The organism is Catellatospora coxensis (assembly GCF_016862635.1).
GTDB classification, from domain to species: domain Bacteria; phylum Actinomycetota; class Actinomycetes; order Mycobacteriales; family Micromonosporaceae; genus Catellatospora; species Catellatospora coxensis.
In genome coordinates this window covers 15928-35176 of sequence record NZ_BONI01000043.1, presented here as the reverse complement: position 1 = coordinate 35176, position 19249 = coordinate 15928, and the positions used below count along the sequence as shown (strand labels likewise).

Genomic DNA, 19249 nt, shown 5'->3' with positions numbered 1-19249 from the left:
GTATCCACCTTGCACGCGACGCTTCTGTGCGCAGTCAGTTGATCACATCGCGTGATCAACTGACTCGGGTATCGAAAACCATCGGTGTTCGGCACTTCCCGTCCATAGCCTGGCGGCGCCATCCCCGCTCCCCGGGACACCGCCCACACGGAAGGTCCACCACCGTGAGACGTCTAGCCACCGGCCTGGCCTGCGCCCTGCTCGCCGCGGCCGCCCTCACCGCCGTCGCCGCCCCGGCGACCGCCGCCACGTTCGCCCCCGCCAACGGGCGGCTGCTGTTCATCGGCCAGTCCACCCAGGCCTCCTGGAACGACTACACCTCGTTCGCGCAGCCGCCCGCCGGCGGCTCGGTCTACTACGAGGTCACGTCGGGCACCTGGGTCAACAACGGCCACCGCGACCACGCCACCTGGCTCGCCCAGCAGGGCAAGATGATCCAGGTCGGAGTGAGCTGGAAGGACAACCCGCCCGGCTTCCCCGGCGGCGACGAGAACGCCAAGGCGGCCCGCTCCCGCGCGGTCACCCAGGAGATCGCGAACGGGCAGCACGCGAGCCAGTTCACCAACCTGATCGACTTCATGAACGCGTACCCCCAGGCGAAGTTCTTCCTGCGCCTGGACTACGAGGTGTCCAGCTTCTACCACTGCACCGAGGCGAGCTGCTCCTCCTACCGCAACGCCTTCGCCCGGCTGCGCTCGCTGATCGACCAGGGCACCGTGCCCGACAACGTCACCTACGTCTTCCACCCGGTACGCGGCGAGTACGAGAAGCTCTACCCGGGCGACGCGGTCACCGACTGGGTCGGCGTCTCGGTGTTCGCGCACGAGCTGTGCCTGCCGATCTACGACAACGGTTACCTCTACAACGGCACCCCGCCGCAGAACTACGACACCGCCGCCCTGCAGTGCCGCAACGCGTACCTCGGCAAGGACGCCAACGGCAACGACACCGCCGTCTGGAAGAACTGGGACCACGACGGCAACGTGCTGAAGATGATGAAGTTCGCCAAGGACCGCAACAAGCCGATGATCGTGTCGGAGTCCGGGATGATGAACTTCACCGACAGCGGCGGCGACACCGCGGGGCTGGAGGCCGCCCGCGGCGAGACCTGGGTGCGGCGGCTGTTCGGCCTGATGAACTACGTCGGCCCGCTGCCGAACACCTCGGGCACGTACGACCTGAGCAACGTGATCAAAGCGGCGACCTACATCGACCTGGACTTCCGGTACGGCTGGGACGGCGTCAACGACGGCAGCTTCGACTTCCCGGTGAACTCGACCTGGTTCGTGGACGGGCGGCTGTCGCGATACACCGGCGCGAAGAACGCCTTCTGCGCCGGGCTGGTCGACCGGGCCTTCACCACGACCTGCGGCGGGGGCGCCGCCGAGCGCACGTTCGTCAACGTGGGCAGCAACCGCTGCCTGGACGTGTCCGGCGGCCGTACCGCCGACGGCACGAAGGTGCAGCTGTGGGACTGCCTGAACAACCCGGCGCAGAAGTGGCGGGTGGAGGCCAACGGCTCGCTGGTCAACCCGAACTCGGGCAAGTGCCTGGACGTGGCCGGCGGCTCGACCGCCAACGGGGCGATCGTGCAGCTCTGGACCTGCCTGGGCAACGGCGCGCAGCGCTGGACCGTCAACGCCGACGGCACCATCGTCAACCCGGCGTCCGGCAAGTGCCTCGACGCCGACGGCTGGGGCACCGCCAACGGCACCCAGATGATCATCTGGACCTGCGGCAACCCGGTCCAGTCCAACCAGAACTGGCGCTGACCCGTGAAAAGGGCCGCCCTCTCACCGAGGGCGGCCCGGTGACCGGTGCCGGGAGCCGCGTGGAACGAACCCGGTCCGGCGGCTACAGCTCGGCGAACGGCTTCAGCACGCCGAGCGCGGCGGCGGCCAGCACGCTGCCCCAGATGCCCCACACGTACGGCAGGCAGCCGTCGATGGAGCGCTTCAGGGTGCTCTCGACCTCGGGCGTCGAGCCGGTGGTCATCAGCGCGCCGAAGGCCGGGCCGAACGGGCGCAGGGTCAGCCGGATGCCCAGCCCGCAGCCGATGGCCACGGTGTAGAGCAGCAGCTTCGCGCCCAGCCAGCGCGGATTCGTGTCGACGCCGAAGGGCTGGTCCGCTACCAGGGTGTACACCGCCGTGAGGCCGAGGGCCGTGATCAGGGTCAGCCGGATCGTCCAGTCGGCGCGGCGCACCCAGGGCCGCCGGCCCGGATGGTGGTGGTCGGTGATGGTCGCGGCCAGCCAGGCGGCGGCGAACAGCCACACCGCCACGACCACCGGCCAGCCGAACGGGTTGACCCCGAACACCTGCGCGCCGTGCGGCTCCAGTGCCATCAGCGTGACGCCGCTGGGCAGGAACAGGACGAGGCAGATCTTCGGGCCCAGGTCGAGTCCGCCCATGATCTTCAGGGCGGTCGCGCGGGCGGCGGGGGTGAGGTCGGGCCGGAGGACGAACCGGCTCGACCAGAACACGCCCAGGTCGCCGCCGAGCCAGAAGACGAAGAGGATGATGTGGAGCAGAATCCACCAGCCGTGCGTATGCGGTCCCACCGCGCTATGGAAACACTGATCCGCTGTGAGAAACAAGCCCCTTGACGGGCTGGTCAACGCATGGCTAGCGTCGCCCCATGGTCGGCAATGATTCTGCGGGCACCGCCGTGGGCGGCGTCAAGCAGGTGACCGGATGAGGTCCTACCTGTACGTGCCCGGCGACAGCCCGGCGAAGCTGGCCAAGGCGCTGACCGTCGGCGCGGACGCCCTCATCGTCGACCTCGAGGACGCCGTGCCCCCGGCCGGCAAGGACGCCGCGCGGGCCGCCGTGGCCGCGTTCCTGACCGGGGCGGCAGACATGATCGCTGCTTCCGGTCAGAATCTGCGGCCGGACCCCGGCTTCGGACCTGAAACAGCGATCTCCGCCGCGACCGGCCGTGCGGACGCGGGCAGGGAACGGCCCCGGGTGTGGGTACGGGTGAACCCCGGGGAGCTGGGGCACGTCGACGCGGCCGCCGTGGTCGGGCCGGGGCTGGCCGGGCTGTGCGTGGCCAAGACCGAGACGGTGCAGCAGCTGTCCGCGCTGGACGAGGTGCTGGCCGGGCTGGAACGGGCGGCGGGACTGGCGGTGGGCGCGACGAAGGTCGTGCCGCTGCTGGAGTCGGCGGCGGCGGTGCTGGCCGCGCCGGCGATCGCCCGTGGGCCGCGGGTCGCCCGGTTGCAGCTCGGCGAGGCCGATCTGGCCGCCGACCTGGGCGTCACCCTCGGGCCGGACGAGCGCGAACTGCTCTGGGTACGCTCGCAGGCCGTGCTGGCCTGCGCCGCGGCGGGCATCGCCCCGCCCGTCGCGCCGGTGTCGGTGAACTTCCGCGACCCCGACGCCCTGCGCACCTCGACCCTGGCCCTGAAACGCCTCGGCTTCCGCGGCCGGGCCTGCATCCACCCGGCACAGCTCCCGGTCGTGCACGAGGTCTTCACACCGGCGGAGCCGGAACTGGCCGCCGCCCGCGACCTGGTGGCCCGGCACGAGCAGGCCCTGCGCGACGGCTCCGGCGTATGCCTCGACGCCCACGGCCGCCTGGTCGACGAGGCCGTCGTCCGCTCCGCCCGCCGCCTCCTCACCCAGGACTGACCGGCCGGGTGGTCAGGGGGCGACAGCCGTGGTGGCGTCGTCGTGCAGGCCCTTGAAGGTGTCGGTCTGGATGGTGTCGTTCGGCACGCCCGCGTTCCGCAGGTGCTCGACCGCGCCGGAGATGAACGCGTCCGAGCCCGCCACCAGGTATTCCGCGGGCGGTTCCACGTCGCCGACGGCGGCCAGGGTGTCGGCCAGCTCGGCCCGGCCGATCCGGTGGTACGCGATCGGCATGGCCGCGAACTCGTCGCCGTACAGGTAGTCGCCGCGTGCCGCGTGGACCAGCGCGACCGGGGTCTGCGGCTGGTGCACCCGCAGGTGCCGCAGGATCGAGCGGAACGGCGTCACCCCGATGCCGCCGCCGACGAGCACCAGCGGCCGGGCCGGGTCCTCGGGCAGCTTCAGGTGGCCGCCGATGCCGAAGACCTGCATCGCCGCACCGGGGGCCAGCGAGCGGAAGTGCTCCTGGAACGGTGACCCGGAGCTGTGGTCGAGGGTGAACCACACCTCGTCGTCGCCGGGCGCGGAGGCGAACGAGATCTCCCGCACCGGCTTGGCGAACCGGCGCAGCAGCTGCGGGAAGAACAGGTGCCCGTACTCGCCGGGCTGGAAGGACAGCGTGCCCTGCGGGCGGAAGCGGTACGTGAACACGTCGCCGTACTCGTGGGTGCTTCCGGTCAGGTGCAGTCGTGCCATCGGTGGTCCTCCTCGTGGGGCGCTGCCGCACATCCTCGCCCGTCCGGCCGGTCCGGTCCAGCACCGCCTACGAGTATCGAAAACTGTCGACTCCATACCCGGGTGGTGGATAGCTTGCGGGCTCCATCCACTCCCGAGAGGAGCCACGCCCATGGCTCTGTCCCATCCCGGCGGTCGTGCCATGTCCATCGCCGGCGCGACCCTGCTCCTGCTGGCAGGCGTGCTGACCGGCTCGGCCACCGCCCGCCCCGCCGACCCCGCCCCGGAGTTCCGGGCGTTCGGCGCGGACGCCAAGCCGATCGTCCTGCCCGCCGACGAGCCCGACCGCGGCCTCGTCTACAAGGGACTCGCGGCGGACACGAGCGGCCCCTGCGTCGGCGGCATGCGCGTCGTCGCGGTCACCCCGCTGATGTGCACCCACGGCCCGGACGCGCCTCCCGCGGGCCTGGCCGTGAACCGGCGCATCCCCGCCACCCAGGCCCTGTCCGCGCCCGCGGCGCTGGCCGTCTGCGAGGGCGACGGGGTGTCCGGCCGCCGCGTCGAGGTGCTCTACGTGCACGGCACCACCAACCGGTACGACCAGTACAAGGAGACGTTCCGCACCCTCGCCGAGGGTATGGACGTCATCTACAACGAGAGCGCCCGGGAGACCGGCGGCGAGCGGCACATCCGCTTCGTCACCGAGAACGTCAACGGCGCGTGCCGTCCCGTGGTGCGCCGCGTGCAGGTCGCCCAGTCGGCCCTGAACGAGTTCGGGGCCAGCGTCAACGCGGTGCGGGCGGCGGGCTACAACCGCACCGACCGCAAGTACGTGATGCTGGTCGAGGCGAACGTGTACTGCGGCATCGGCGGCTTCGCCGGGGACACCCGCAAGACCGACGACAACCGGTCCAACTTCGGGCCGGAGTACGGCCGCTCCGACAACGGCTGCTGGACGGCCGCGGTGGCCAGCCACGAGCTGGGGCACAACCTCGGCGCGGTGAACAACAACGCCCCCAACGCGTCCGGCGGCGCGCACTGCACCGACGAGTGGGACGTCATGTGCTACTCGGACGAGCCGAACCACCCGCCGATGCGGTTCGTCTGCGGCGACCGGGCCCACGACCAGCGGCTGGACTGCCGGCACGACGACTACTACAGCACCAACCCGGCGACCGGGTCGTACCTGGCGAACAACTTCAACGTCGCGGACAACCTGTTCCTGATCCGCGGCGGGGGCGCGCCCGCGCGGTCGATCGTGAACCCGGTGTCGGGCCGCTGCCTGGACGTGTCCGGCGGGCGTACCGAGGACGGCACCAAGACGCAGCTGTGGGACTGCCTGAACAACCCGGCGCAGCAGTGGCGGCAGGTCGGCAACACGCTGGTCAACCCGAACTCGGGCAAGTGCCTGGACGTGGCGGGCGCGAGCACCGCCGACGGGGCCGTGGTGCGGCTGTGGACCTGCCTGAACAACTCGGCGCAGCAGTGGATCATGCAGCCGAACGGCAACATGGTCAACCCGGCGTCGGGCAAGTGCCTCGACGCCGACGCGTGGGGCACGGCCAACGGCACCACCACCATTCTGTGGGCCTGCGGGCCGGGGCCGCAGGCCAACCAGGTCTGGTTCTGGCGCTGATCCCCAGGTCAGGCCGCAGATCCTGATAAGAAGGGCACCTTCTACAACGGAGAACGATAAGAAGGTGCCCTTCCTTCGTGGTTTGGGGGTTTTGGCTGGTCCGAGGGGCTGACAATCGTTCCGGATCGTGGCGCTGGCGGCGGTCGCCATCGGCTCGGCGGTGGCCCTGGAGCCGGTCTGGGCGCTCGCCGACGTCGCGATGGCGCTGATGGCGCTGGTGAACCTGACCGCGATCCTGCTGCTCGGCAGGTGGGCGTTCGGCACGCTCGCCGACTTCGAGTCCGCCGCTCGCGCCGGCCGCGAACCGGCCTTCACCGCCACCGGCAACCCGCACCTGCCCCGGCCGCTGCCCACCGACGTCTGGCCGTGACCGGCCCGGTCAGCGGCAGCGTGTCAGCGCCACCAGTTCGGCGGCCGGGCGCAGCGAGCGGGCGGCCGCCGACACCGCTGCGGCCTGCTCGGCGGACAGGCCGGCGGCGTTCAGCCGGAACTTGAGGTCGAGGTCGTCGGCGTGCAGCGGGTGGGCCGCGCTGCCGCGCGAGGCGTCGACCCGGTGCTCCAGCACGCGGCCGTCCACGGTGCGCACGCGCAGCACGGCGGCGAACGCGTTCGGGAAGATCTCGGTGGCGCGTTCGTCGGGCACGCAGGTCACCCGGGCCGCGAGAGCGAGCACTTCGTCGTCCAGCCGTTCGAAGTCGGCCGTGCCCACGCCGAGCCCGCCGCCGCCGAGCAGCGCCGTCGCGACGGTGTAGGGGCCCGAGAACTTGCCGTGGTACGCCGTCTGCGGCCGGGCCTTGTCGGCGGCGGGCTCGGCGATGGTGCGCAGCACGGGGGCGGCCACGCCCAGCTCGATCGAGGCGACGTCGGCGGCGCGCAGCCCGGCGGCCCGCAGCGCGAGCGCGCAGTCGATGCCGGGGTGCGTGAAGTGGTTGGTCGGGTAGGGCTTGTAGACGGTCCGCGACAGCTCCCAGCGCTCACCGAGGCCGCCGAGCAGGGCGTCGGCGTCGAAGACCCCCGAGGTGTACGCGGCGAAGAAGCCGAAGCGCCCCTCCAGCACCGTCGGCGGGCCGGTGAGCCCGTCGGCGGCGAACACGGCCGCGCTGACCCCGGCGTGCGCCGCCCAGCCGCAGTGCGTCTTCTTGACCGTGCCGCCGGTGCGGTTGGCCTCGATCAGCCCCGCGCCCATGGACGCGGCGATGCCCATCGCGTGCGCGATCCCGGCCGCGTCCAACCCGTACAGCAGCCCCGCCGCGGCGGCCCCGCCGATCGTGCCGCAGATCGACGTGGCGTGCAGGCCGCGCTCGAAGAACACGGAGTTGCGCAGCTCCCGGTCGTACGCGGCCATGCCGAGCCGGTTGCAGATCTCGATCCCGGCGGCGACGGCGCGGACCAGTGACGGGCCGTCCGCGCCGGTGGCCTCGGCGGCGGCCAGCGCGGCGGGCACGATACCCGCGCTGGGGTGCAGCACCGACGGCAGGTGCGTGTCGTCGAAGTCGAGCGCGTGCGCCATGACCCCGTTGACCAGCGCGGCGGCGGGCGCGGGCAGCCGGTCGCCCGCGCCGATCACGGTCGCCTCGGGTGTGCCGCCCCAGCGGCGCACCGACGCGAGCACGGCCCGCACCGCGGGATCGTCCTGCGCCGCCAGCGCCAGCCCGAGGATGTCCAGGATGCGCTCCGGCACCCCGTCCGGGATCGCACCGCCGCGGCAGCCCACGGCGAACTCGGCGAGCTGTGCCACAGCCCGGTCGGCGGAGACGGGCGCCACCCCGCCCGTGGCGTCGCCGCGCCGGCCGGTTCCGGCGGATCCGGTGGCGCTGGAGCGGGCGGCGGCGTCATCCGCCCCGGTGGCGGTCGGAACGGCGGTCATGCGAGCACGGCCAGCGGGCGGACCGGGGCGCCGGTCGCGCCGACCAGCGGGAGCGGGTTGAGCACGAGCAGGATCTCGCGGGCGCCGGTGGCCAGCAGCGGGTCCAGGTTCATCGTCTCGATGATGTGCACGCCGTGCTCGACCAGCAGCACCCGGTGCGCGGGCAGCACGGCGTGGCCGCGCCCGGCGGGGATGTGCTCGAAGGCGATGGTCTCCGCGCCGACGGCGGCGGGGGAGTGGGCGGCCAGCCAGCGGGCGGCCGCCTCGTCCGGGCCGGGGGTGCCGTCGCGGGAGCCGATGAAGGCGTCGTGTTCGGACCAGCGCCGCGACCAGCCGGTGCCGATGAGGATCACCTCGCCGGGGGCCAGGGTCAGGCCGGCGGCGGCGCGGTCGAGGTCCTCGGGCGTGATCGCGTACCCGGCGGGCAGCACGTCCACGCCGTGCGCGCGGGCCACGTCGAGCACCACGGCCCGGCCCAGGTACGGCGGGAACGTGTCGATGCCGAGGTCGCTGAAGCCCTGGTGGGACTGCAGCGGTCCGGCGGGGCGGCCGCCGTGCAGCAGGCCGTCCTGCGACACGTGCGACAGCGCGTCGACATGCGTGCCGACGTGGCCGCCGGTGACGATCAGCTCGTTGGCGGCCGAGCCGCCGTCGGGGCGCATCATGTCGCCGTGCCGGCGTTCGAGAGCCATCCGGAACGGCGGGTGGTTCGGCGACTGCGGCATGCCGCGCCGCATCGGCTGCGCCAGGTCGATCACCTGCCGCCCGCGTACCGCCTCCCATGGCTTGATCGCGCCGTTCAGGGCGGGTCGGCCGCTCGGGGCGGGCAGCAGTGCGTGCCGGTCCTGGTCGAGGCCCTGCATCAGATCACTCCCGTGTCGCGCAGCGCGGTCAGCTCGTCCTCGGTCAGGCCGAGCCGCTCGCGGTAGACGGTGTCGTTGTCGGCTCCCCGCGGCCGCCCCGTCCAGCCGATCCGGCCGGGGGTCTGCGACATGCGGTAGAGCACGTTGGGCATACGCAGCGGCCCGAGCATCGGGTCCTCGACCGTGGTGATCGAGTCCAGGGCGGCGAACTGCGGGTCGGCGAAGACGTCGGTGATGTCGTAGATCGGGGCGACCGCGGCCTGCGCCTCGTCGAACGCGTCGGTCACCTCGGCCAGGTCGCGGTCGGCGATCCAGCCGCCGACGTGGGCGTCCAGCTCGTCGGCGTGCGCGGCGCGGCCCGCGCCGGTCGCGAACCACGGTTCGGCGATCACCTCGGGGTGCCCGACCAGGTGCATGACCCGTTCGGCGATGGCCTGGGCGCTGGTGGACACGGCCACCCAGCGGCCGTCGCGGGTGCGGTAGGTGTTGCGCGGCGCGTTGTTGACCGACCGGTTGCCGGTGCGCTGCTGCACGAGCCCGAGCTGGTCGTACGCCATGGCCTGCATGCCCAGCACGGTGAGCATCGGCTCGACGATGGCCAGGTCGATGACCTGCCCGGTCCCGCCGCGCGCGTCGCGGTGGTAGAGCGCGGTCAGCACCGCCTGTGCGCAGGTCAGCGCGGAGATGCCATCCGCCAGCCCGAACGGCGGCAACGTCGGCGGCCCGTCGGGTGCGCCCGTGATCGCAGCGAAGCCGCTCATCGCCTCGGCGAGCGTGCCGAACCCGGGCCGGTGCGCGTACGGGCCGTGCTGGCCGAACGCGGTGACCCGGGCGATGATCAGGCGCGGGTTGACCTCGTGCAGCGCCTCGGGGGACAGGCCCCAGCGCTCCAGGGTGCCGGGCCGGAAGTTCTCGATGAGCACGTCGGCGTCGGCGAGCAGCCGCTTGGCCAGCTCGGCTCCCTCGGCGCGGCCGAGGTCGAGGGTGACGGTCTGCTTGTTGCGGCCCAGCATGGTCCACCACAGCGGCACCCCGTCGCGGGACGGGCCGTGGCCGCGGGACGGGTCGCCCTTCGCCGGGTGCTCGATCTTGATCACGTCCGCGCCGTAGTCACCGAGGATCGTGGCGGCCAGGGGGCCGGCGAAGAGGGTCGCGGCGTCGACGACGGTGACGCCGGACAGGGCGGCGGGCGGCATGGGGGAACCGTACACGCCCTACCCTCAAAAAGGAAACCTCGTTACAGTGTGCGAAACGCACCCCTGGGAGGATCGCCATGGCACGATACGATCTGCTGGTCAAGGACGGCACGCTGGTGCTGCCGTATGTCGGCACGGTACGCGCAGATCTCGCCGTACGCGATGGGAAGATCGTGTCGATCGGCGACGACCTCGACCCGGCCGCGGCCGACGAGGTGCTGTCGGCGCAGGGCCGGCTGGTCTTCCCCGGGGCCGTCGACGCCCACTACCACCTGGGCATCTACCGCGACCTGGCGCTCGACGCCGCCGAGGAGACCCGCTCCTCGCTGGTCGGCGGCGTGACCACGGTGCTGTCCTACTTCCGCACCGGCCAGCACTACCTCAACCGCACCGGCCCGTACGGCGAGATCTTCCCGCAGGTGCTCGACGCGGTCGCCGGGCACGCCTGGACCGACTACGGCTTCCACCTCGCGCCGATGGACACCGCCCAGGTCGGCGAGGTCCCCGCGCTGATCGACGAGCACGGCGTCAGCTCGTTCAAGTACTACATGTTCTACAAGGGCTTCAACCTGTCCGCCGACTCCCGCGACGCCAAGTCGTTCACCATGAGCGACGAGTACGACCTCGGCCACCTGTACCAGATCATGGAGGCGGTCGCCGCCAACCAGCGCGACGGCCGCCGGGTCTCGCTGTCGCTGCACTGCGAGCAGGCCGAGCTGATGCGGCTGTTCATCGACCGGGTCCGGGCCGCGGGCGACCCGCAGACCCTGAAGGCGTACTCCGACGCCCGCCCGCCGCTGACCGAGCAGGTCGCCATCGGCGAGGCGACGACCCTGGCCGGCGCGACCGGCTGCCCCGTGAACCTGCTGCACCTGTCGTCGGCCGAGGCGATCGCCGCGGCGGCCGCCGCCAAGGCCACCAAGCGCCTCGACCTGCGCTGCGAGGTCACCCTGCACCACCTGTGCCTGGACCACGAGAGCCTGGACCGCAAGGGCGGCCTCGGCGCGAAGGTCAACCCGCCGATCCGCGCCGTGTCCGACACCGAGGCGCTGTGGGCCGCGGTACTGGACGGCACCGTGGACTGGGTCGCCTCCGACCACGCCTGCTGCCTGGAGGAGAACAAGGGCGACGCGCTGTGGCCCGCGCTGCCCGGCTTCGGCGGCACCGCGCTGCTGTACCCGATCCTGCTCAGCGAGGGCATGCACAAGCGCGGCCTGTCCGCCCAGCGCGTCGCCGAACTCGCCGCCGGCAACCCCGCCCGCGCGTACGGCCTGGCCGGGCGCAAGGGCAGCCTGATGGTCGGCATGGACGCCGACCTGACCATCGTGGACCCCGACCTGGAGCAGGAGGTCACCACCGACCTCCTGCTGTCCGGCCAGGACCACTGCCCCTTCGAGGGCCACAAGGTCAAGGGCTGGCCGGTCGCCACCGTCGTCGGCGGCCGCCTCGCCTACCGTGACGGAGTCGTCGTCGGCGCCCCGTCGGGCCGCTTCGTCGCCCGCTAGGGCCGCAGTTTCGGGGAAAGTGCACGAATCCGAACCTCGATTCCGCCACTTTCCCCGAAACTGTATGCCGGAGTGGCGCGGTGCTGTCGGGTTGGCGGCGAGGGGCTCGCGTGTGGAGGGGCGAGTCGGCACGATCGAGGCAGTCGCCCGCCGATCAGTGAGGACTGTCATGATCCGTCGCCTCGCCGTACCGGCCGTACTGGCCGTGGTCGCCGCCCTCGTTCCGGCCGCTCCGGCGGCCGCCGTGGCCGGCCGGGTCGTGGTGTCCGCGACCACGCCGAGCAATCTCACCTTCAAGATCGCCGAGGCGTCCTGCCCGGCCGGCACGCTGCTGCTCGGCGGCGGTGGCCGGGTCATCGGCGGCAACGGCGTGGTGCAGCTCAGCCACTCCGGCCCGCGCGCCGACGGCCGGGCCTGGTGGGCCATGGCGTACGCGCACGCCGCCTACCGCGACGGCGTGCTGATCACGGCCACCCCGTGGGCGGTGCGGTCCTGGGCGATCTGCGGCACCGGGGTCACCGGCCACAGCATCGTGCACACCGAGTACACGACCATGCCGGGCCAGACCACCGGCACCGCCAAGGCGTACTGCCCGAAGGGGCGCAAGGCGATCGGGCTCGGCGGGAGCGCGCACAAGTCGCCGTTCATCCTGGACGACCTGGTCGTGGACGCCGACCTGGGCATGGTGACCGTGCAGTGGAACCGGGCCCGCGAGGCGGTGCCCGGCGACTACGCCGACGTCACCGGGTACGGCGACGTGTGGGCGATCTGCGTCGCCCCGGTGCCCGGCCAGCAGCGCGCGTACGCGTCGAGCCCGTTCGACACGGCGGACAGATCCGTCGTGGCCTACTGCCCGGCGGGGACCGTCGTGCACGGCGTCGGCGGTGCGCTCGTGGGCGCGGACAACGGGGCGAAGTTCGAGGCGATGATGCCGTGGACCACGAGCGACTCGGTCTCGGTCACCGCTTCGCAGATGGCGTACGGCACGAGCACGCCCTGGCAGGCGTCGGCGCTGGCGATCTGCGCCGCCTGACCGGCGCGGGTGACCGCTTGCGCGACGGGCCGGTCAAGCGGTGGCCGGTGGGGGGAAGGCTCCGGCGCGGCCGAGCATGGCGGGCGCCGTGATGCCCAGCTGGTCCGCGATCCAGGTTCCGGTCTCGGCCAGCTCGGCGAGCCGCGTGCCGGTGTCCGTTCCGGAGCGGTGCAGCAGGTGGGCGAGGTCCTCGGTGGCGATGTTGCCCGTGGCGGCCGGGGCGAACGGGCAGCCGCCGATGCCGCCGGTGCTGGCGTCCAGCGCGAGCACGCCGTACTCCAGCGCGGCCAGCGCGTTGGCGTACCCCGTGTTGCGGGTGTTGTGGAAGTGCGCGCGCAGCGCGACGCCGGGTGCGACCGCGCGCACCTCGGTGACCAGCTCGGCGACCTGGCGTGGCACGCCGACGCCGATGGTGTCGGCGAGGCAGATCTCGTCGGGCCGGGTCTGCGCGGCGGCGACCAGCCCGGCGACGTGCTGAGCGGTGACCTCGCCGGTGAACGGGCAGCCGAACGCGGCGGCGACGGTCAGCGTGGCGCGCAGCCCGGCGGCGCGGGCCCCGGCGGCGACCTCGTCCCACTGGGCGAGCGACGCGGCGGTGCTCATGCCCTGGTTGCGCTGGGAGAACTCGTCCGTGGCGACCAGCACGTAGTTGACCTCGTCCACGCCCGCCGAGGCGAGCGCGCGGTCCAGGCCGCGCCGGTTGAGCACCAGGCCGATGTAGGACACGTCCGGAAGGCGGGGGACGGCGGCGAGCACCGCCTCGGCGTCGGCCATCTGCGGCACCCGCGCCGGGTGCGCGAACGCGACCGCCTCGATGCGGCGCACCCCCGCGGCGATCGCCCGCGTGATGTACTCGACCTTCACCTCGGTGGACAGCAGCGTCTTCTCGTTCTGCAGCCCGTCACGCGGGCCGACTTCGACGATCTCCACGACACCCTCGGTTCCTCTAGCGAAACAGCGTTTCCAAAGCATAGGATGCCGCCGTGACAGGCGCACTATCCGACATCAGGGTCATCGAAACGGGCACGCTGCTGGCCGGCCCGTTCTGCGGCCAGCTACTCGGCGATTTCGGCGCCGAGGTCATCAAACTCGAGGACCCGGGCAAGGGCGACCCGATGCGCCAGTGGGGCCGGGAGAAGCCGCACGGGCAGTCGCTGTGGTGGCCGGTGGTCGCCCGCAACAAGAAGTCCGTGACCTGCAACCTGCGCGTCAAGGAAGGCCAGGACCTGGTCCGCCGCCTGGTCGCCGACGCGGACGTGCTGCTGGAGAACTTCCGCCCCGGCACCCTGGAGCGCTGGGGGCTCGGCTGGGACGAGCTGTCGGCGATCAACCCGCGGCTGATCCTGGTCCGGGTCACCGGCTACGGCCAGACCGGCCCGTACGCGCCGCGCGCCGGGTTCGGCTCGATCGGCGAGGCCATGGGCGGCATCCGGTACGTCACCGGCGAGGCCGACCGGCCCCCGTCGCGTTCGGGCATCTCGCTCGGCGACTCGCTGGCCGCCACCTACGCCGCGTACGGCACGCTGGCCGCGCTGCACGCCCGCGAGCGCACCGGCCGCGGCCAGGTCGTCGACTCGGCGATCTACGAGGCCGTGCTGGCGATGATGGAGTCGCTGCTGCCCGAGTGGGCGGTGGCCGGCTACCAGCGCGAGCGCACCGGCGCGGTGCTGCCCAACGTCGCCCCGAGCAACGCCTACCCGACCGCGGACGGCACCGAGGTGCTGATCGGGGCCAACCAGGACACCGTCTTCCGGCGGCTGTGCGAGGTCATGGGCGCCCCGGAGCTGGCCGACGACCCTCGCTACGCCACCCACGGCGCCCGTGGCGCGCACCAGGCCGAACTCGACGACCTGATCGCCGCCTGGACCCGGACCCAGCAACCGGACAAGCTGCTCGCCGCGCTGCACGAGGCGGGCGTGCCGGCCGGCGGCGTGTACACGGCCAAGGACATCCTGGCCGACCCGCACGTCGCCGCGCGGGAGGCGGTCGTGCGCGTGCCACACCCCGACTTCGGCGAGCTGCCCATGCAGAACGTCGCCCCGCGCCTGTCGGCCGACCCCGGCTCGGTGCGCTGGGCGGGACCGACACTGGGCCAGCACAACGACGAGGTGTACGGCACCCTGCTGGGCCTGTCCGAGACCGAGCGGGCCGAGCTGCGGGAGCGGGGCGTCATCTGATGACGCTGGACGCCGACTACGCGCAGGCCGGGTTCGCCCGGCGGCTCGGCTGGGGCGAGCGCCCCGCGGTGCTGCTGGTCGACCCGGTGGCCGCGTACACGGTGCCGGGCTCGCCGCTGCGGCTCGACACCGGGCAGGCGGCGCTGGAGGCGATGGCCGCGCTGCTGGCGGCCGCGCGGGCGGCCGGGCTGCCGGTGGTGCTGACCGGCGTGCGGTACGCCGACGCCAGTTGTGCCGAGGCCCCGCTGTTCGCCGCGAAGGTGCCCGCGCTGGCGGCGTTCGCCGCGGGCAGCCCGCTGGGCGAGTTCCCGGCCGAGGTCACCCCCGCACCTGGGGAGCACGTCGTGCTCAAGCACTACGCGAGCGCGTTCGCGGGCACGTCGCTGCCCGCGTGGCTGACCGCGCACCGGGTGGACACGCTGGTCATCGGTGGCTTCTCGACCAGCGGCTGTGTACGCGCCTCGGCCGTGGACGCGCTGCAGCACGGCTTCCGGCCCATGGTGGTGCGCGAGGCCTGCGCCGACCGCGACCCCGGCCCGCACGAGGCCAACCTGTTCGACCTCGACGCCAAGTACGCCGACGTGGTGAGCCTGGCCGAGGCGCTGACCCGGCTCACCTGAACACGGGTACTCCCCGGCCCGGAACGCGGGCCGGGGAGCGGTCCGGTCCGGTCAGGACGGCGGCATCAGCACGGAGTCGACGATGTACACCGTGCCGTTGCTGGTCTGCACGTTGCCGCAGACCACCTTCGCGCTGTCGTTGACCTTGAAGTCCGTGCCGCCACCGGACACGGTCAGGTCCTGCCCTTCCAGGGTCTTGTGGGTGCCCGCGAGCTGCTCGGGCGCGGTCTTCCCGGCCACCACGTGGTAGGTCAGGATCTTCGTGAGCAGCTCCTTGTCGGCCAGCACCTTGTCCAGGTCGGCCTTCGGGATCTTCGCGAAGGCGTCGTTGGTCGGCGCGAAGACGGTGACCGCCTCGGCGTTGTTGAGCGTGTCGACCAGGCCGGCCTGCTTCACCGCGGTGACCAGCGTGGACAGCAGCGGGTTGCCCGACGCCGCGGTCGCCACGGGCTGCTGGGCCATCGCGTCGAAGCTGCCCGGGTTGTTCGGGTCCTTCGGTACGGCCGCGCAACCGGGCCCGAACTCCTCCGCGGTCGTCGCGGTGTTCGGGCCCGTGGTCTGGGTGGCCATGGTGTCGGTGCCGCAGGCCGTCAGGGCCAGCGAGAACGCGAACGTGCCGGCTGCCGCGAGCGCGGTCAGCCTCCTCTTGCCGAGCATGTCGGTGTCCTTCCTCCGGTGAGACATCAGGAGGGATTCGCCGCCGAGCTTGGCACGGTTTGGTCGGATGGCCGGATTTTTTGGATTTCTTCTTTCTAAGCGCTTTGGGAATATCTTTCGGGTGCGGCGTAGAGCCCGTCGATCACCGAGGCGTACTTGCGCACGATCGCCGCGCGGCGCAGTTTCAGCGTCGGCGTCAGCTCGTCCCCGCCCGGGGCCCACACCGCGTCGAGCACCTCGTACCGCTTGATCTGCTCCACCCGGGACAGCTCGGCGTTGCCCGCGGCGACCCCGGCCGCGATCGCGTCCGGCACCGCCGCCGCCCCGTGCCGCGCGGTGAACGACGCCACCGCCTCCGGGTCGGCCACGATCAGAGCCACGTTGTACGGCCGCCCGTCACCGACCACGACCAGCGCGCCGATCAGCGGGCACGCCGACTTGACCACGCCCTCGATGTTCGCCGGGGACATGTTCTTGCCCGCCGCGTTGATGATCAGTTCCTTCTTGCGGTCCACGATGGACACGTACCCGTCGCCGTCGATCGTGGCCACGTCCCCGGTGCGCAGCCAGCCGTCGGCGTCGAACGCCTCGGCGGTGCGTGCCGGGTCGCGGTGGTAGCCGCGGGTCACCAGCGGCCCGCGGATCAGCAGCTCGCCGTCGTCGGCCAGGCGCACCCGCACCCCCGGCGCGGGGATGCCGACCGTGCCGGGGCGGATCGCCTCCGGCGGGTTGAGCGTGCTCGCCCCGCAGGTCTCCGACATGCCCCAGATCTCGCACACCGGCAGCCCGAGATCGAGGAAGAACTCCAGCACCGGCACCGGCAGCGCCGCCGCACCGCACATCGCCCAGCGCATCCGGTCCATGCCCAGCCGGGCCAGCACCTGGCCGAGCACCAGCCGGTCCGCGATCCGGGCCAGCGCCCGCGCCGCCGGTCCGCCCCGCCTGCCCCGGCCCCACCGCAGCGCCAGCCGGAACGCCCACCGGCGCGGCGCGGGCGCGTCGAGCAGCGCGTCCTCGATGCGCGCGCGCATCTTCTCGAACACCCGCGGCACCGCCGCCCAGTACGTCGGGCGCACCTGGGCCAGGGCCGGGCCGAGCTGGGTCAGGTCGGCCAGGCAGGTGATCCGCGCGCCGTACAGCAGCTGCAGGTAGTGGCTGGCCAGGCGGTCGGCGACGTGCGCGGCGGGCAGGTAGGACAGCCCGTGGTCGGCGCGCTCCAGCGGGAACAGCGCCGTCACCGCGTCGGCCTCGGCCAGCAGGTTGGCGTGGGTCAGCTCGACGCCCTTGGGCGGGCCGGTGGTGCCCGAGGTGTAGATGAGGGTGAGCAGGTCGTCGGGCTGCACGGCGCGCCACGCGGCGTCGAAGTCGAAGCCCGGCTCGGCGAGCGCGCACAGCTCGTCCAGGGTGATCGTGCCGTCGGGCCGCCCGTCCACGCACACCAGGTGCTCGTAAGCCGCCCCGCTGGCGGCGATGCGCGCCGCGTACTGCTGCTCGCAGATGACGACCCGGGCCCGCGCGTTGTCGAGCACGTACGCGATCTGCGCCGGCGACGAGGTGTTGTAGACCGAGAACGGCACCGCGCCCAGGTGGATCGCCGCGGTGTCGGCCAGGTGGAACTCCGGCCGGTTGGCCAGCATCAGCGCGACGGTCTGGCCGCGTCGCACGCCCGCCCCGGCCAGGCCTGCCGCGATGGCGCGCACCCGCTCGGCGTACTCGCGCCACGTCAGCTCGACGTCGGATCCGAACGCGCCGAGCGCGATGGTGTCGGGTGCGACGGCGGCGGTGGCCTGGAACGCGGCGCACAGGGTCGCGGGGGGCATCGGGTCCTCTCCGGAACGGGTCATCGCAGGTGCAGCAGTTGCATGGCGCGCACGGCGGCGGTCAGCGCGCGCGCGTAGCGGGCCTGCCCGGGGCCGGCCGGCGGGGTGAGGTTCAGGCGCTGGTGGGCGATGGTCTGCGGGGCCGTGTAGGCGAGCAGCCCGGCGGTGCCGTGGCGGCGGCCGAGCCCGGACGACTTCATGCCGCCCATGGGCGCGTCATGCGAGGCGTACGCGGCCGCGTAGCCCTCGTTGATGTTCACGGTCCCGGCCCGCAGCCGCCGGGCCAGCGCCCGCGCCGCACCGGTGTCCCGGCTGAACACGGCCGCGTTGAGGCCGTACTCGGTGTCGTTGGCCAGCTCGACGGCGGCGTCGTCGCCGGGCACCGCGAACACGGCCACCACAGGCCCGAACGTCTCCTCGCGGTACACGGCCATGTCCGGCGTCACCCCGCCGAGCACGGTCGGCTCGTGGAACAGCGGACCGAGGTCGGGCCGGGCCGCGCCACCGGCCAGCACCACGGCCCCGCGCGCGGTCGCGTCCTCGAGGTGCCGGCGCACGGTGGCCAGCACCCGGGGCAGGCTCAGCGAGCCCATCTGCGGGCCGTAGTCGAGGCCGCCGGCCAGCCGCAGCCCGCGCACCAGGGGCAGGAAGCGCTCCAGGAACGCCTCGTGCACGCGCTCGTGCACGATGATGCGCTCGGCGGACAGGCACAGCTGCCCGGCGCTGGCGAAGCAGGCCCGTACGGCGGCCTGGGCGGCCTGGTCGAGGTCCGCGTCGGCGCGTACCAGCAGGGAGTTCTTGCCGCCGAGCTCCAGCGAGCAGCCGATCAGCCGCCGCCCGGCCCCCATGGCGACAGCCCGGCCCGCGGCCGTGGAACCGGTCAGGCACAGGTGGTCCGCGCCGTCGAGCAGCGCGTCGCCGATGTCGGCCGGTTCGCCGGTGACCTGCTGCCACACCCCGTCGGGCAGCCCGGCCTCGGCCATCAGGTCCCGCGCCCAGGCGGCGGTCCGCGCGGTCTGGGTGTCCGGCTTGTGCACGACCGCGTTCCCGGCCAGCAGCGCGGGCACGATGTCGGTGACGGCCAGCGCCAGCGGATAGTTCCACGGCGTGATCACCCCGACCACGCCGAGCGGATGGCGCACCTCCACCGCGTACGTCAGCAGCGGCAGCGCGCCTGCCCGGCGGCGCGGCCGCAGCAGGCGCGGCGCGCGGCGGGCGTAGTACGTGCTGACCAACGCGGCGTCCAGCACCTCCTCGTGCGCGTGCAGCCGGGCCTTGCCGGTCTCGCGCTGCACCAGGTCGAGGATCTCGTCCTGGCGGCGCAGCAGCAGCGACGCGAAGCGCCGCACCGGCCGGGCCCGCTCGCGTGCGGGCAGGGCGGCCCAGCCCGACTGGGCCGCGCGGGCCCGGGCGTAGGCCAGCGCGACATCGTCGGCAGTGGACTGCCGCACGGGTGGGAGGGGCTCGCCGGTGAGCGGCGCCAGCGGGGTGGCGTCGGCCCCACGGGACTGAGGGGTGCCCATGCGTGCACGGTAGCCCTTCGTGCCGCAAACGCAAGAGGCTGTC

17 protein-coding genes are annotated in these 19249 nt (G+C 73.0%); 8 read left to right on the top strand and 9 right to left on the bottom strand.

Annotated features, from left to right (window positions below; genetic code table 11):
* Positions 1-164: 164 nt before the first annotated feature.
* On the top strand, positions 165-1772 hold the full coding sequence (locus Cco03nite_RS42505) for an RICIN domain-containing protein (RefSeq protein ID WP_239167611.1): 1608 nt from the start codon (positions 165-167) through the stop codon (positions 1770-1772).
* Positions 1773-1854: 82 nt separating this feature from the next.
* Here Cco03nite_RS42505 and Cco03nite_RS24075 read toward each other — a convergent pair whose 3' ends face one another.
* Positions 1855-2562: a hypothetical protein gene (locus Cco03nite_RS24075; RefSeq protein WP_203694459.1), complete on the bottom strand. Its 708-nt coding sequence runs from the start codon at positions 2560-2562 to the stop codon at positions 1855-1857.
* Between the two features lie 133 nt (positions 2563-2695).
* On the opposite strand from Cco03nite_RS24075, the gene Cco03nite_RS24070 reads away from it, so the two are divergent.
* Positions 2696-3634 (top strand): HpcH/HpaI aldolase/citrate lyase family protein, encoded by a 939-nt coding sequence (locus tag Cco03nite_RS24070; RefSeq protein ID WP_203694458.1) that lies wholly within the window; start codon positions 2696-2698, stop codon positions 3632-3634.
* Positions 3635-3646: 12 nt separating this feature from the next.
* On the opposite strand, the gene Cco03nite_RS24065 is transcribed toward Cco03nite_RS24070, so the two are convergent.
* Positions 3647-4330 carry an FAD-dependent oxidoreductase gene (locus tag Cco03nite_RS24065; protein WP_203694457.1) on the bottom strand — a complete coding sequence of 228 codons (684 nt, stop codon included), beginning with the start codon at positions 4328-4330 and terminating at the stop codon, positions 3647-3649.
* A gap of 151 nt (positions 4331-4481) precedes the next feature.
* Here Cco03nite_RS24065 and Cco03nite_RS24060 point away from each other — a divergent pair, with 151 nt between their 5' ends.
* Positions 4482-5945, top strand: a complete 1464-nt coding sequence (locus Cco03nite_RS24060) for an RICIN domain-containing protein (protein WP_203694456.1) — start codon at positions 4482-4484, stop codon at positions 5943-5945.
* Positions 5946-6072: 127 nt separating this feature from the next.
* Positions 6073-6315: an alanine:cation symporter family protein gene (locus Cco03nite_RS24055; protein ID WP_203694455.1), complete on the top strand. Its 243-nt coding sequence runs from the start codon at positions 6073-6075 to the stop codon at positions 6313-6315.
* 9 nt (positions 6316-6324) lie between these two features.
* Here the strand turns inward: Cco03nite_RS24055 and Cco03nite_RS24050 are convergent, their stop codons facing one another.
* The 3 genes from Cco03nite_RS24050 to Cco03nite_RS24040 are packed head-to-tail and all read right to left on the bottom strand — an operon-like array spanning position 6325 to position 9871.
* Positions 6325-7812, bottom strand: a complete 1488-nt coding sequence (locus Cco03nite_RS24050) for an MmgE/PrpD family protein (protein ID WP_203694454.1) — start codon at positions 7810-7812, stop codon at positions 6325-6327.
* Entirely contained in the window at positions 7809-8675 is an 867-nt protein-coding gene (locus Cco03nite_RS24045; protein WP_203694453.1) for a cyclase family protein, read from the bottom strand. The genes Cco03nite_RS24050 and Cco03nite_RS24045 overlap by 4 nt, the downstream gene beginning before the upstream one ends.
* Positions 8675-9871 (bottom strand): CaiB/BaiF CoA transferase family protein, encoded by a 1197-nt coding sequence (locus tag Cco03nite_RS24040; RefSeq protein WP_203694452.1) that lies wholly within the window; start codon positions 9869-9871, stop codon positions 8675-8677. The genes Cco03nite_RS24045 and Cco03nite_RS24040 overlap by 1 nt, the downstream gene beginning before the upstream one ends.
* Before the next feature lie 77 nt (positions 9872-9948).
* Here Cco03nite_RS24040 and Cco03nite_RS24035 point away from each other — a divergent pair, with 77 nt between their 5' ends.
* A complete protein-coding gene (locus Cco03nite_RS24035) occupies positions 9949-11376 on the top strand; it encodes a dihydroorotase (protein ID WP_203694451.1) in 1428 nt (475 codons plus the stop codon).
* A gap of 169 nt (positions 11377-11545) precedes the next feature.
* A complete protein-coding gene (locus Cco03nite_RS24030) occupies positions 11546-12409 on the top strand; it encodes a hypothetical protein (protein ID WP_203694450.1) in 864 nt (287 codons plus the stop codon).
* A gap of 33 nt (positions 12410-12442) precedes the next feature.
* Here the strand turns inward: Cco03nite_RS24030 and Cco03nite_RS24025 are convergent, their stop codons facing one another.
* Complete coding sequence (locus Cco03nite_RS24025) at positions 12443-13339, bottom strand: hydroxymethylglutaryl-CoA lyase (RefSeq protein WP_203694449.1); 897 nt, start codon at positions 13337-13339, stop codon at positions 12443-12445.
* 53 nt (positions 13340-13392) lie between these two features.
* Here Cco03nite_RS24025 and Cco03nite_RS24020 point away from each other — a divergent pair, with 53 nt between their 5' ends.
* Together Cco03nite_RS24020 and Cco03nite_RS24015 are read left to right on the top strand one after the other, a co-directional pair.
* A complete protein-coding gene (locus tag Cco03nite_RS24020) occupies positions 13393-14586 on the top strand; it encodes a CaiB/BaiF CoA transferase family protein (protein WP_203694448.1) in 1194 nt (397 codons plus the stop codon).
* A complete protein-coding gene (locus tag Cco03nite_RS24015) occupies positions 14586-15206 on the top strand; it encodes an isochorismatase family protein (RefSeq protein ID WP_239167610.1) in 621 nt (206 codons plus the stop codon). Before Cco03nite_RS24020 ends, Cco03nite_RS24015 begins: the two co-directional genes overlap by 1 nt.
* A 51-nt stretch (positions 15207-15257) precedes the next feature.
* Here Cco03nite_RS24015 and Cco03nite_RS24010 read toward each other — a convergent pair whose 3' ends face one another.
* The 3 genes from Cco03nite_RS24010 to Cco03nite_RS24000 all read right to left on the bottom strand — a co-directional run bounded on the left by Cco03nite_RS24010 (position 15258) and on the right by Cco03nite_RS24000 (position 19206).
* Positions 15258-15863, bottom strand: coding sequence for a fasciclin domain-containing protein (locus Cco03nite_RS24010; RefSeq protein WP_203694447.1), 606 nt, complete (start codon positions 15861-15863; stop codon positions 15258-15260).
* A 95-nt stretch (positions 15864-15958) separates the two neighbouring features.
* A complete protein-coding gene (locus tag Cco03nite_RS24005; RefSeq protein WP_203694446.1) occupies positions 15959-17683 on the bottom strand; it encodes an AMP-binding protein in 1725 nt (574 codons plus the stop codon).
* A gap of 20 nt (positions 17684-17703) precedes the next feature.
* Positions 17704-19206: a succinic semialdehyde dehydrogenase gene (locus Cco03nite_RS24000; protein WP_203694445.1), complete on the bottom strand. Its 1503-nt coding sequence runs from the start codon at positions 19204-19206 to the stop codon at positions 17704-17706.
* Positions 19207-19249: the final 43 nt, after the last annotated feature.